Here is a 13,825-nt window from a genome sequence, read left to right as displayed (position 1 = left end):
TCGCCACGCTATGTGGTAGCGAAGAGAGGCAACTGGAAAGAGGGCGCGATGGCGGTTCTTGTTACGGGCGGGGCAGGTTACATCGGCTCGCACATGGTCTGGCGTCTGCTCGATCAGGGCGAGGACGTAGTCGTCATCGACAGGTTGAGCACGGGCTTCGACTGGGCGGTTCCGGCGGAAGCCGAATTCGTTGTCGGCGATATCGGCGATCAGCCGCTGGTCGAGGAAACGATCGCGCGGCGCAAAGTCGATGCGATCATCCATTTCGCAGGATCGGTCGTCGTTCCCGATTCGGTCGCCGATCCGCTCGGCTACTATTTGAACAACACCGTCAAATCTCGCGCGCTGATCGAAAGCGCTGTTAAATGCGGCGTGCCGCATTTCATCTTTTCCTCCACCGCTGCCGTCTATGGAACGCCGAAGAATTCGCCAGTCGTCGAAGAGGCGGCGGTGCAGCCCGAATCGCCATACGGCACGTCCAAGCTGATGACCGAAATGATGCTGCGCGACACGGCGGCAGCTCACGATCTTGCCTATACGGTTTTGCGATATTTCAACGTCGCCGGTGCCGATCCAGGCTTGCGCACTGGCCAGTCGACGAAGGGCGCGACGCACCTTATCAAGGTCGCCGCCGAAGCTGCGACCGGCAAGCGGGCGGGAATGGACGTTTACGGCACGGACTATCCGACGCCGGACGGGACTTGCATCCGCGACTACATCCATGTCAGCGACCTTGCCGATGCGCATGCGGCCGCGCTTGCCCGTTTGCGTGCGGGAGGCGGCAGCATCACGGCCAATTGCGGCTATGGCAAAGGCTATTCCGTGCTGGAAGTGATCGACGCGATGAAGCGGGTCACGGGCGAGGAGTTCGAAGTCCGCACGAGCGGACGGCGTGCCGGCGATGCCGTATCGATCGTCGCCGATCCCGCGCTCGCCAAATCCGAATTCGGCTGGCAGCCGCGCTTCGACGATCTCGATACGATCGTTTCTCATGCCGTCAGATGGGAAGAGCATCTTCGCGTCGCAAATGTCGGGCGGGAATAGCGCCGATTTGCGTTTTGCCTGTCTTCGGTTAGGACGATCCATGAGGGACGCTCCACTGGAGCACGGGACTTGGATATGGGCGATTTGACGGATTACGCGCGGGCGCTGGCGCGGTTGGAAACCATGGCACTCGATGCGGGCCGGGTTGTACTCGATGCGTATCGCAACGGCTGTGCAGTCGAGCAAAAGGCCGACGAAAGCCCGGTGACATGGGCGGATCGCGAAGCCGAGCGTATCATTCTCGCCGGTCTGCGGCATGAGTTCCCAAATATTCCGATCGTGGCCGAGGAGGAGGTCAGCGCCGGTATCCTTCCGCAGGCGCTGGGCAATGCTTTCTTTCTGGTCGACCCGCTCGACGGTACGCGCGAGTTCGTCAACCGATCCGAGGATTTCACCGTCAATATTGCGCTGATCGTCGATGGCGATCCGGTGTTGGGGGCCGTTTATGCGCCCGCGCGCCATAAGCTCTATCTGGGGCGACCGGGGCATTGTGAAGCCGTGCGCACCGGGGAAGACCATTCGGCCGAGGGCAGGCGGGAACTGAAGACGCAGCCGCCCGGTCAAACGCCAATCGTCGTCGCCAGCCGCTCGCACCGGACGATCGAGACCAACGAATATCTTGCTCGCCTACCGCAGGCGGAGATCTTCTCAGTCGGGTCTTCGCTGAAATTTTGCATGATCGCGGCCGGAACGGCGGATTTCTATCCGCGCTTCGGCCCTACGATGCAATGGGACACGGCGGCCGGTGACGCGGTGCTGCGCGCAGCAGGCGGGCGCACCAGAACGCTCGACGGCGCGCCGCTGCGTTATGGCTGCGCCGGCACGCCCTGCGTCGAGGCGTTTGCCAATCCGTGGTTCATCTCGGATTGCGGCGTGGACGTTCCCGTAAGCTAAAGTCTAGTCGTTCCGCTTCACGAAGTTGCGGATCGACTGGATGATCTTGTCCTGATCGCTTTCCGACAGATAGGGGTGCATCGGCAGGCACAGAATGCGCCCGGACAGCCCTTCCGACACAGGCAGGCCTTTCGGCGTGCGCGGGAAATCCTTGTAGGCCGTCTGCAGATGGAGCGGCTTCACATAGTAGATGACCGACGGAACCCCATCGTTCTGCAGATGCGCTTTCAGGCCGTCGCGGTCCTTGTATTCGATGGCGAACTGCGCCCATGCCGAGCGGTTGCCTTCGGGAAGGTGCGGCGCCTTCACGACATCGCCGAGCGCGTCGCAATAGCGTTTCGCGATCCGGTCGCGGGCTTCCATTTCGTCTTCGAGAATGGCGAGCTTTTCGATCAGGATCGCAGCCTGGATCGTGTCCAGGCGCGAATTGATGCCGATATGGATGTTGTCGTATTGCGTCTCGCCCTTGCCATGAAAGGCAAAGGAGCGAAGCTTGTCGGCAAGCGCAGCGTCGTTGGTGAACATCGCACCACCGTCGCCATAGCAGCCGAGCGGCTTGGCCGGGTAGAAGCTGGTCGAACCGACATGGCCGAATGCGCCGCATTTGACGTCGTTCCGAATGCCGCCGATCGATTGCGCGGCATCCTCGATGACGAAAAGGTTCTCGCGCTTTGCGATGGCATCGATCGCGTCGTAGTCGGCGGCGAGGCCGAAAAGGTCGACCGGAATGATCGCCTTCGGCGTCAGGCGACCTTCTTCCTTCACCATCGCGATCGCAGCTTCGAGGCTCGCAATATCGATATTGTAGGTGTCCGGATCGACATCGACGAAGATGGGCTCGGCTTTGGCGAGCGCGACGACTTCGGCCGTGGCAGCGAAGGTGAAGCTCGGCACGAAGACGGCGTCGCCCGGACCGACGCCCGAGGCGTAAAGCGGCAGGAGCAAAGCGTCGGTGCCGTTGGCGCAGGCGACCACATGCTCGACGCCGACGTAGTCCGCCAGCCGCTTTTCGAACTCGCTGACTTGCGGACCGAGAATGTATCTGCCTTCGGCGACGACGTTGTCGATGGCGGTTTTCAGCCGGTCGGCTATGCGGTCGCGCTGGGCGGCGAGATCGATGAACTGCATGGGAATATGATCCATCCAAGCTTGCCGGATGGAGGCGATACGCCAGCTTCGGCGGCATCCGGGAGGTGGCTGGGGCGCCTGGATTCGAACCAGGGAATGGCGGTACCAAAAACCGCTGCCTTACCACTTGGCTACGCCCCAATGTGAGCGGTGAAGTCCATATCGCGCGCCGCCCGCTCCGTAAAGTGGGAAATAGGGTCCGGCGTACGCACGAAGCGTAAGCAAAGGAGTTTGCGGCGTCTTCAGGCTGGCATTCGCGCTAGAAAACGGGCAAAAAGCCATGCCGACCAATCAGGACCCCTATTCATGATCGCGATCCTCGACACTACCCCGTTCGACGACCAGAAGCCGGGGACATCGGGGTTGCGCAAGAAGGTGCCTGTCTTCCAGAAGCCCGGCTATGTCGAGAACTTCATCCAGTCGATCTTCGATTCGCTGGCCGGATATCGCGGACAGACGCTCGTACTGGGCGGCGACGGACGATTCTACAACCGCGAAGTCATTCAGATCGTCATCAAGATGGCGCTCGCCAACGGTTTCGGTCGCGTCATCGTGGGGCAGGGCGGCATTTTGTCGACGCCGGCCGTCTCGCACCTGATCCGCAAGAACGAGGCGTTCGGCGGCATCGTGCTTTCGGCCAGCCACAATCCGGGCGGCCCGACCGAGGATTTCGGCATAAAATACAATGCCGGCAATGGTGGGCCGGCCAACGAGAAGCTGACGAATGCGATCTTCGAACGCTCGAAGGTGATCGACCGTTACGCGATCGCCGAGATCGGCGACGTCGCCCTCGATGAGATCGGCACAAGCGAGATCGAGGGCATGACGCTCGAAATCGTCGATCCGGTGACCGATTACGCCGCGATGATGGAAACGCTCTTCGATTTCGGCGCGATCCGCGAGCATTTCAAAGCCGGGTTTTCGATGGCGTTCGACGCCATGCATGCGGTGACCGGCCCCTATGCGGTCGAGATTTTGGAAAACCGCCTTGGCGCGGCGAAGGGGACGGCGCGCAATGCGACCCCGTTGCCTGATTTCGGCGGGCACCATCCCGACCCCAATCTCGTCTACGCAAAAGAACTCTACGATTTGATGATGTCATCTGATGCGCCCGATTTCGGCGCTGCGTCCGATGGTGACGGCGATCGCAACCTGATCATCGGCAAGGACATGTATGTCGCGCCGTCCGATTCGCTCGCGGTTCTGGCGGCCAACATGCATCTGGCGCCCGGCTATGCCAACGGGCCGGTGGGCATCGCCCGTTCGATGCCGACGAGCGCCGCCGCCGACAGGGTCGCAAGCGCGCTCGGCATCGATATCTACGAGACGCCGACCGGATGGAAGTTCTTCGGCTCTCTCCTCGACGCCGGCAAGGTTACCATCTGTGGCGAGGAGAGCGCGGGTACCGGCTCGGACCATGTGCGCGAGAAGGATGGGCTTTGGGCGGTTCTGCTCTGGCTCAATATCCTCGCCGTGCGCAAGGAAAGCGTCGCCTCCATCATGCGTGACCACTGGGCGCGGTATGGACGCAATTACTATTCGCGCCACGATTACGAGGCTGTCGACAGCGCGGCCGCGAACGCGCTCATGGACGATCTGCGCGCGCGTCTCGATACGCTTTCGGGCCAGATCTTCGCCGGGCTGACGGTCGCGCAGGCGGATGACTTTTCCTACACCGATCCGGTCGATCATTCCGTCGCCGACCATCAGGGCGTGCGCATCCTGTTCGAAGGTGGATCGCGCATCGTGTTCCGCCTGTCCGGCACAGGCACGGAAGGGGCGACGCTTCGCGTTTATATCGAGCGTTACGAGCCGAAGGACGGCCGCCTCGACATCGAGACGCAGGCCGCATTGGCCGACCTGATCGAAGCGGCGGAGGCCGTTGCCGGCATCGCAAAGCGCACCGGGCGCAACGCGCCAAGCGTGATCGCCTAACGCCTACTGGACGAGCGCCGGCCTGCCGCAATCGACGCGGTGAACACGCACATCAGCTTCGCCAAGCGAAACGCCGGTGATCGCGAGGACCGTGTTGAGGATTTGATCGAGCGCCGGGGCAACCGGGTTGAGAACCTTGGTGACTTCTCCAAGCGCGCCTGAAGGAATGCTGAGCAGAGGAATGCCGAGCGGTTCGACACGAAGCTCGAGATTGGACAAAAGGGAACTCGTTAGCGTCGAGACGGCATCGCGTGTGGCAGCCGTCTTGACCTTGCCATGCTCAATGTCGGGCCAGATGAAGGCAAGCGGAGTATCGCGGTGATTGGTAGCGTTCGCCGTCGCCCGCGCCGACACATTGGCGAGATGAATGCCCGCCACGCGGAGACCGACGAGGGTCGCGCGTTCGAGCTTAGGCTGGCGCGAGAAGTCATGCATGTTGCGAACATCGAAATCTGCGATATGCGCAACGACGATGCCGGGGCGTGTTGCGATGACGACCCGTGCGCTCTCCTTCAGCCCGGTCGGACAGGCGATGGAACTGATCGTTCCCGTTCCATAGGCGACATCGATATAGACCGGCACATGGACCATCGCGGTGAGAAGCGGGTTGGACGTGCCGATCTGCAGGTCGACACGAAGGCGCGTCTGCGCCGTGCGCATGGATGTGCCGACCGGCCCGTGGATGCTGAATTTCGGAGGCTCGCCGATGGCGAGCGTGACGATGGCGTTGGCGATGCCGGGAATGCCGGCGCCCAGATTGACCGCGACCTGGTTCTGGTCGTTGGCGAGCGCGGCAAGTGCGCGCAGCATCGCCATTCCGTTCACATCGGTCGCAAGGCCCGCCGTGATGCCGCCGACGCGCGCGCCGGCATCCGTTCCAAGGTCGACTATGTCGCCAAGCTTCAGTTTTCGTGTGGCGGGAATCGCACTTGCGACGGACTGGAGCGCGCTTTTGGCGACGAGCCCGAGACCGGGTGTTGCGGCCAACGCCTGTACGGCATGTCTGGCGCTGATCTGCGCGTCGAGGACGTCGCGATATGTGCCGGCCTTGAGATTGGCGCTGACCCCGGCCTGTTCGGCAAAGGCGAGCAGGTCAATATTCGTCGAAAGCAGCGCGTTATAATCCATCGCGGTCAGTTTGATCGACGTTCCAAGCAGGCTCGACAGGATCTGGTTGGCGATGCCGCCGTCGAGCGCGGCAAGGCGCGACCCGATGGAGAATGTCGCGCGCGGCTCCATTGAAGCGACCGCGACTGTACGGATCGTCGGGGCTTCGATCAGCGAGCCGGAGAAAAAGCGCGCCGCCTTGCGCTGATATTCGACCTGAACCGCGTTTGCGGGTTCCTTTCCTGCCACGAAACGTCGTCCGGGCGCAATCGCAGGGTTGGGCGTGTAGACGCCTTTGGTCGCGCGCACATAGGTGGCATTGCCGATATCGGCCGGAACGGCAAATCCGTTATCCGCAAAGACCTCCAGAGCAATCTTTTCGGCGTTTTGCGGTGAGCGGGCCGCGGACATTGCCGCCAGATCGGTCAGCCCCTGTGCCTCGCGGCGCTCCAGAAAAAAGGAGCCGGTATCGACCCCGAGCGCAGCAACGATGATCAGCACCGGGCTGACGATGGCGGTAATCATGGCGAAGTTGCCGCTGCAGTTGCGCCAGAAAGAGCCGCGACATGCTTTCATCACACGCCCCCGACACGCACGGTGGAGCGGCGCTCGATCGTCGTCGACGGCATGACGAGCCCGTCGAAGAGACCCCAGATCGGCAGGTGCCGCGCATCGTAGCGCAAGTCCACGACGAAACGCGTTCCGTCCTGCGTGCTGTCGGAAACGGCGATTTCGAGCTTGGCAGGATCGACGAAGGCGTAACCGGACGAATGCGTGGTGATATAGTCGAGCGCCAGAGCACGGCGTTCCGTCTCCGATACCCCGGCCACGGAAAGGCGCGCGGCTTCGGAAGCGAGTTGCTGAACCGAGTGCGCCGCGCCGAGATAGATGCCGTAGGCAATCATCCCGAGAAGAAAAAGCAGATAGACAGGTGACAGGATCGCGAACTCGATAGCCGTCGAGCCTTTGGTGCAATTGAATGCGCGCATGGGTTGTATTCCGTCTAACACACAATCACGCGATGTTTGCCCCCGAAATATGAACGATTTCTTAAAATGCACGCATTAAGTGTATTCGCTTAAAAATGTTCACCTTTTCTAATTTGTGCTCAATCAGCCACAACCGATGCGGCTTGCGGCCGTCGGCTCACATAATGTGTCGCGCAGTAACCATAAATCGGTCTAATTGTGAGGGCTGATGCGAATCGCACTTTCGGAAGAGACGGAGAGGGTGGCCGATGATCATGCGATCGGGAAAGCGCAAGCGACAGGCGAGCATCTTCGCCACGCTGCTGATGCTTCTGGTCGCCGCCTGGGCCACGGCGGCTCATACCGTGCCGGAATATGTGCTTTTCCGCGATCGTCTCCGGCTCGATCTTTTGCAGTTCGACAGCAAGCTTGACCTGAAGCCGATTGATCTGGCGACAGCCGATGGTCTCAAGGTGCGTTCGTATTATTACGCCCCCAAAGAGGGCAAGCCGCTCATCGTTTATTTTCCCGATCGGCTGGGCGACATCATCTACAAGCCGCGCCACCTGACGGCCATTACGGAAGAGGGCTACGGATTACTTCTGACCGGCTATCGCGGATATGGCGGCAATCCGGGATTACCCAGCGAAGGCGCGCTTTACGCGGACGCGGCCGCGTTGATGAAACGCATCGAGATCGACCATCTCGCACCGGACGGTGTGATCATCTACGGCTATTCAATGGGGACCGGTGTCGCGAGCTATGTAGCGGCTTTGGCAAAACCACTCGGACTGGTTCTGGAAGCGCCATTCACGACCTTCGGCGATGCGGTGCGCCAGCAATTTGCGCAGGTGCCCGACTGGCTGGTTCGTACCAAGTTCGACACGCGCTCACGGCTCAACAAAGTCGCCGCTCCGATCCTCATCCTGGCAGGTGCCAAGGATCAGATTACGCCCGCCAGTTTCGCACAGCGCCTCGCTGACATGAACATCGACCGCACGTCACTCGTCGTGGTCCCGGACGGCAATCACCTCAACCTCATCCGAAAAGGTGGGGGGGCTGCGGTGCAGGGGTTTCTTGCAAAGTTGAAGAGCGGGCTGGCCGGAGAAGGGGCGACGGAAGTTGCGCTTGAGAGGCGGCAGCCCACAACTCCCCAGATGCGGGCCTACTGAGTTTCGGCTCTTAGCCCAGTTAAAGAAGATCGGCGATTTCGTTCCCGGCTCTGAGGAAACGGACCGGATCGGTCGCCTTGCCGTTTTTGCGAATTTCGTAATGCAGATGCGGACCGGTCGAACGGCCGGTGCTGCCGATCGCTCCGATTTTATCGCCGGTCGAAATGGTTTCGCCTACCTTGACATCGATGCGGCTCATATGGGCGAAACGGGTGGTCCAGCCATTGCCGTGATCGATCTCGACGAGGCGACCATATCCGCCGGCCCAACCCGCGCGTATGACTTTTCCAGCGCCGGTCGCTTGAATTGGCGTACCGGTCCTCCCACGAAAATCGATGCCCGAATGCATGGCCGGACGCCGCAAAAAGGGATCGCGGCGCACGCCGAACGAACTCGATACCGACTGACCCGGTGCGGGGTTGAAGATCGGAAGGTCCCGGGCCGACTGTTTCAGGGCCTCAAGGCGCTCCAGCGCCTCTTCGGTCTCACGGACGCGCTCGTCGAACAACGCTTCCGGGTCCAGCTTCACGAACGGGCCGCCGGTGCCGGATTCGTTGCGCCCGAAATCCAAGTCTACTGGTAGGCCGGCCTGCGTCAGCGCTCCCTGTATTGTGTCGGCTGTCTCGTAGGTTTCGAAGGCGAGCGTCTGAAGGCTGATCATCTGCTCGGCCTCAATCGCGGCAAGCGACGCGCCGAGCGAGTTGAAGAGGCCGGCCTCCTTGTCGTCGGCAGGTTCGGCCTTGATCGTATCGACGATGGCCGGCTGCTCTTTGGTGATCGCCTGTTTGGCCGCTGCGGGGGAGGCGTCGGCTCCGGTCGTGCGGCCCTGCGGCCAATATGCGCTTTCGACGCGAAGCCCGCTGGTATCTGCCGGCTCCTTTTCGCCGGTCAGCGTCGCGAAGGCCGATGATGCCTTGCGCGGCTTGACGTCTGCGCGAATAGTCGGGCGCGCCTCGGGAAGAGGGGCGGTGTCAGGAAGAGCGTTTGCCACACCCGTCGCACGTTCGACGATCGGGCTGATCTGACCATGGCGCTGCGTGATCTCGCTTTGGCGCGCCAGAAGCTCGGCGACCTTTCCTTGAACGAGTTGCTGATCGAGCAATTGCCGGCTCGTGATCCGGTCGACTTGCGTGCGCAGAATCGAAATGCGGTCCTCATAGGCCTGCTGCATACGCGCCTGCCGCGCGGCGGTTGCCCCGATAAGGTCGTCACGAAGAACAAGATAGCTCGTGGCCAGCAGATAGCCGATGGCCAAGGCCGCGAGGGCGGAACCGAAGCAGCCGACCAGCCAGGGTCTTATGGTGAAATGCCGGATGCGGTCGCCGCGGGCGATGATGACGGTATGCGGCTCTCGTCGATTGCCATGATGTGTCGGCACTGGTCCGGAACTCCAAACTGAGACTATGCTATCGGTTCATTACGCCTCATTAGGGTTAATGCCGGGTTCACGCGGATACGAAAACGGCCCCGCCGAGGCGAGGCCGAAAATCATCGGATCAGTGCTGGTTTGCCTGCGACTTGCGATCAGAAGATCAAAAGCAGAAGGATGATGATCGGGATCGGAATACCGATCAGCCACATGAGCAGGCCCTTGAACATTGCGCTCTCCATTATCGCGTGTCGTGTCGATGCGATAATTCAGGAAGAGCGGAAATGTTCCTGTTATCAGAGCCCTTTTGCCGCGCTCAAAACCTCGTCCACGTGACCGGGAACCTTCACCTTTCGCCAGATCTGCGAGATCCGGCCGTCCTTGTCGATCAGAAAGGTCGAGCGTTCCACGCCCATATATTTTTTGCCATACATGCTCTTTTCGACCCAGACACCATAGGCCGCCAGCGTCGTCTTTTCCTCGTCGGAGGCGAGCGGAATCGTGAGGTCGTGCTTAGCCTTGAACTTGTCGTGTTTCTTGGCGCTGTCCGGCGACATACCGACGAGCGCGACGCCGGCTTTTTCGAACTCGTGCTTCAAGCCGGTGAACGCTACGGCCTCAGCTGTGCAGCCGCTTGTGTCATCCTTGGGATAGAAGAACACCACCACCGGTTTTCCGGCTAGCCCGGATAGCGTGATGGTCGATCCGCCATCGCCCGGAAGGGAAAAATCAGGCGCAACGTCTCCTTCGGACAGTTCGGACATGATTTGATCTCCATTTTGTTATTACGCAGGTGGCGACGGTGGTTATAGTCCACGGACACGATTCGTCCATGATCGTGCAATTTGACGGAAACGACGCTTGACCGACCATCCCGATCGGCCAGAGACGAGTGCGACTGCGCAAGCTTTGCTGCGGGGTATGAAGCCGCGTCGTCGGCGTCGTTCGCGCATCGTGAAATGCGTGGCCGTCATCATGGTTTTGCTGATCTTCACGCCCGTGCTTCTGGTCGGTGCCGTAATGAGCGGTCTGGGCGGCGAAAGGCTGCGGCTGGAAGCGCAAGATGCGCTGACGGAGCTGGTCGGCAGCGACGTGGTCGCCTCCATTGGCTCGGTGCGTCTGCGCATCGACTCCGACAGGTTCCTCGCGTTGGAAATCACGAAGGCGGGCCTTACAGGTGCAAAAGCCGACGAAGCTTTCGCTGATGTCGGGTTGCTACGGTTTGGAATTCGTTTTCTGCCGCTTCTGGAAGGCCGGGTAGAGCTGGTGAATGCGCGCCTGAGCGACGCAAGGCTCGTCGCCGATCAATTGCCGGATCGCGGCGGGCCGGGACCGCTCGCGGGTGTGCGTAACGCGGAGGGACTGCTCGATCCCGATCTGGTGACGCCGGCCATCTTCGAGATGATCCACCAGGCCTTCGACCTCGTCGAAAGCAACGCCGCGCGCGACCTGAAACTTGAAAACGTCGTCGTCGTTCTCGACAGCCAGCGCGGAACTGCTCTCAGGATCGTCGACGCGCAACTCAATCGCACCGACGATGGCAGTCTCCAGATGGAGGGCACGGCCGAGATCGCCGAGCGCACCCTTGTGTTCGACGGGCAGGCCCGGCGAGACAATCAGGGCACGCGTATTTCCATGCTCGATCTCGACATGAGCTTCGCACCCGTCGAGGAAGGCGTCGAGCGTATCGGTCTGGCGCATCGCGTGGGCGGACTTTCCGTCAGTCTTTCGGGTGAGCAAAGTCTGTCATCCACGGCCGATCGTCTCGACATCGAGGCGAGCTTCGATCGCGCCGCTATCGATATCGGCCGCGATACCGTGACGTTGTCGGGAGCCTTGCGCGCCTATGCGGTGACCGGCTCCAACAAGATCGAGGTGGAGCATCTGGCGCTGCGCTCGGCGGGCACGCAGTGGACGTTCAACGGCGCGGTCGGCCCCGAACCTCGCCAGGCCGGCATCGACCCGCGATATCGGTTCGAACTCGTGTCGGACGAGTCCCGTATCGAAATACCCGGTTCCGACGATGAACTCGCGATCCGAGCCCGGCTGGGCGGGACGTTCGATCCGCTGGCCCGCGTGCTCGATCTGCCGGATGTGGGCGTGCGAACGCCGACCGGAATGGCGACGGTGCGTGCGAGGTTCGATTTCGTTCCGGGAAAGACGCCGGGCGTCCGGGTCGCGCTCGACGCGGATGATATCGACCTCGACGATGCCAAGGCGCTCTGGCCGATTTTCGCTGCGGGGCCGGCGCGTCGCTGGGCACTCGAACACGCCGATGGTGGCAAGATCGCGCGGGCCGAATTGCTGCTCGCAACGGAGCCGGGACGCTTCGGCAACGGGATTCCCTTCACCGACGAGATTTCTGGCCGCTTTGCGATCGAAGGCACATCGCTCGCGGTCGGCGGCGAACTGCCGCTTATTCAGGATGCGACCGGCGAATTGCGCTTTCGTGGCAATCGCCTCGACGCATCCGTTCAAACTGCGCGCGCGCAACTTGAGAGCGGCAAATGGGTTTCCGGAAAGAACGCCGTGTTCGCGATGGATCTGCCGCGTGATGCACCGCTCATCGGTAATCTCGATGTCGAGATCGACGCGGATGCCGATGCCGCGCTCGAATTTGCCTCGCTGAAGCCGATCGACGCCGGCAAGCATCTGGACTTCGCGCCATCCGGCATTTCGGGACATGTGGCTGGCCGCGTCCAAGCGCAGTTTCCCGTCAACGCACAGGGGCAGGAACTGCCGATCGGCTTCGATGTCGAGCTCGACATTGCCGACGTGTCGCTGGCCGAGCCATTGCAAGGACAGACAGTGAGGGAGGCGTATGGCACCGTACGCGTCGTGCCCACTCATGCCGAGATCAAGGCGGATGCGAGGCTGAACGGTATCGCGGCGAGCATCGAGTTGACCGAGCCTTTTGGCGGCGCCGTCGACCGGTCGCGAAAAGTCGATCTAAAACTGGATGATGCCGCCCGTGACCAGCTTCTACCCGCATTGTCGATATTGCTGTCGGGCAGCGCAGACGTCGGGATCGACCTGTCGAATGGCGAACAACAGGCGGTGACGGCGGACCTTTCGCAGTCCGTCCTGAGCCTGCCCTGGATCGGCTGGTCGAAGGGAGCGGGCATTGCCGCGACCACCGCTTTCCAGATGGAGCGGAACGGGGGGCAGACCTTCCTCCACGGCTTCGGCATTCAAGGTGAAAGCTTTGCGGTGGGTGGTGAGGTCTCGCTTGATGATGAAGGGCTGACGAAGGCCAGCTTCCCGCGCGTGCGGCTCAATCGGGGTGACGATTTCAGCGTCGATATTGTGCGGCGCGGGCGCGGCTATGCCATTACCGTGAAAGGTCAATCGCTCGATGCACGATCACTCATACGGGCGGTTCGCGCGACGAGCGAAGCGGCAGGCGGAAGCAGCGCGCAGCCGGTGCCGATCCAGCTCGACCTCGACGTAGCTTCGATCACCGGCTTCGGCAACGAGGCGCTGCGTGAGGTGGTCATCGACTATTCGGGCGAAGGGTCCACGATCGAAAATCTGACGGCGTCGGCCGTCACGGCTTCGGGCGCTCGGCTCGAAGTCAGCCACGGCATCGGGCAGGGCGGGCGCTTTCTCAGGGCCGATACGGGTGATGCCGGGGCGGTCCTTCGCTTTCTTGATCTCTACGCGCGCATGGAAGGCGGCAGCATGCGTGTCGATCTGCGCGGAGCGGAAGGCGGCGCACTCGTCGGCCGCGTGGGCGCGCGCGATTTCTGGCTGGTGGATGAGCCAAGGCTCGCCTCGCTCGTCTCTTCGCCGTCCGATGACAGGGGCCGTTCATTGAATGATGTCGTGCGCGGGCAACTGGACGTCCAGCGCGTGTTCTTCGACCGGGCGGTTTCCGGAATCAAGCAGGGCAAGGGCTATCTTGCGTTGGAAAACGGTGTCATTCGCGGCCCCAACATCGGTTCCACCTTTCAGGGCACGGTCTATGACGAGGCCGGCAATATGTCGATGACCGGTACGTTCATGCCCGCCTATGGCATCAACCGCCTGTTCGCCGAAATCCCGCTTATCGGCCAGATTCTTGGCAATGGACGGGATCGCGGTCTGATCGGCATCACGTTCAGGCTTGCCGGTAGCACCCAGGCCCCGCAATTGCAGATCAATCCGCTTTCGGCCATTGCGCCGGGCATCTTTCGCTCGGTCTTCGAATTCTCGGAATAAAAAAGGCC

10 protein-coding genes and 1 tRNA gene are annotated in these 13,825 nt (G+C 61.5%); 5 read left to right on the top strand and 6 right to left on the bottom strand.

What is annotated here, in order from left to right:
• Positions 1-48: 48 nt before the first annotated feature.
• Both galE and cysQ read left to right on the top strand, forming a co-directional pair.
• Entirely contained in the window at positions 49-1,044 is a 996-nt protein-coding gene (gene galE, locus ACX82Z_RS09010) for a UDP-glucose 4-epimerase GalE (RefSeq protein WP_459588057.1), read from the top strand.
• 75 nt (positions 1,045-1,119) lie between these two features.
• Entirely contained in the window at positions 1,120-1,938 is an 819-nt protein-coding gene (cysQ, locus tag ACX82Z_RS09005) for a 3'(2'),5'-bisphosphate nucleotidase CysQ (protein WP_459911678.1), read from the top strand.
• A 3-nt stretch (positions 1,939-1,941) separates the two neighbouring features.
• Here the strand turns inward: cysQ and ACX82Z_RS09000 are convergent, their stop codons facing one another.
• Together ACX82Z_RS09000 and ACX82Z_RS08995 are read right to left on the bottom strand one after the other, a co-directional pair.
• Complete coding sequence (locus ACX82Z_RS09000) at positions 1,942-3,066, bottom strand: DegT/DnrJ/EryC1/StrS family aminotransferase (protein WP_459911677.1); 1,125 nt, start codon at positions 3,064-3,066, stop codon at positions 1,942-1,944.
• 66 nt (positions 3,067-3,132) lie between these two features.
• Positions 3,133-3,207 (bottom strand) — tRNA-Gln (locus ACX82Z_RS08995).
• A gap of 165 nt (positions 3,208-3,372) precedes the next feature.
• Here ACX82Z_RS08995 and ACX82Z_RS08990 point away from each other — a divergent pair.
• Entirely contained in the window at positions 3,373-5,001 is a 1,629-nt protein-coding gene (locus ACX82Z_RS08990) for an alpha-D-glucose phosphate-specific phosphoglucomutase (RefSeq protein ID WP_459588056.1), read from the top strand.
• A 3-nt stretch (positions 5,002-5,004) separates the two neighbouring features.
• Here the strand turns inward: ACX82Z_RS08990 and ACX82Z_RS08985 are convergent, their stop codons facing one another.
• On the bottom strand, positions 5,005-6,633 hold the full coding sequence (locus tag ACX82Z_RS08985; RefSeq protein ID WP_459588054.1) for a TadG family pilus assembly protein: 1,629 nt from the start codon (positions 6,631-6,633) through the stop codon (positions 5,005-5,007).
• Positions 6,634-6,683: 50 nt separating this feature from the next.
• The gene (locus ACX82Z_RS08980; RefSeq protein ID WP_459588052.1) at positions 6,684-7,097 is read right to left on the bottom strand and encodes a TadE family protein; all 414 of its coding nucleotides are present in this window, start codon (positions 7,095-7,097) and stop codon (positions 6,684-6,686) included.
• A 248-nt stretch (positions 7,098-7,345) separates the two neighbouring features.
• On the opposite strand from ACX82Z_RS08980, the gene ACX82Z_RS08975 reads away from it, so the two are divergent.
• Positions 7,346-8,248 (top strand): alpha/beta hydrolase, encoded by a 903-nt coding sequence (locus tag ACX82Z_RS08975; RefSeq protein WP_459588050.1) that lies wholly within the window; start codon positions 7,346-7,348, stop codon positions 8,246-8,248.
• Positions 8,249-8,267: 19 nt separating this feature from the next.
• On the opposite strand, the gene ACX82Z_RS08970 is transcribed toward ACX82Z_RS08975, so the two are convergent.
• Together ACX82Z_RS08970 and ACX82Z_RS08965 are read right to left on the bottom strand one after the other, a co-directional pair.
• Positions 8,268-9,626, bottom strand: a complete 1,359-nt coding sequence (locus tag ACX82Z_RS08970) for a peptidoglycan DD-metalloendopeptidase family protein (protein ID WP_459588048.1) — start codon at positions 9,624-9,626, stop codon at positions 8,268-8,270.
• A 287-nt stretch (positions 9,627-9,913) separates the two neighbouring features.
• Positions 9,914-10,381 (bottom strand): peroxiredoxin, encoded by a 468-nt coding sequence (locus ACX82Z_RS08965; protein ID WP_459588046.1) that lies wholly within the window; start codon positions 10,379-10,381, stop codon positions 9,914-9,916.
• A gap of 97 nt (positions 10,382-10,478) precedes the next feature.
• On the opposite strand from ACX82Z_RS08965, the gene ACX82Z_RS08960 reads away from it, so the two are divergent.
• Positions 10,479-13,817, top strand: a complete 3,339-nt coding sequence (locus tag ACX82Z_RS08960) for a hypothetical protein (protein ID WP_459588044.1) — start codon at positions 10,479-10,481, stop codon at positions 13,815-13,817.
• Positions 13,818-13,825: the final 8 nt, after the last annotated feature.

It is taken from the genome of Aliihoeflea sp. PC F10.4, from assembly GCF_054612275.1.
The sequence above is the reverse complement of the archived record's forward strand: the minus strand, read 5'-3'. Positions and strand labels throughout refer to the sequence as shown.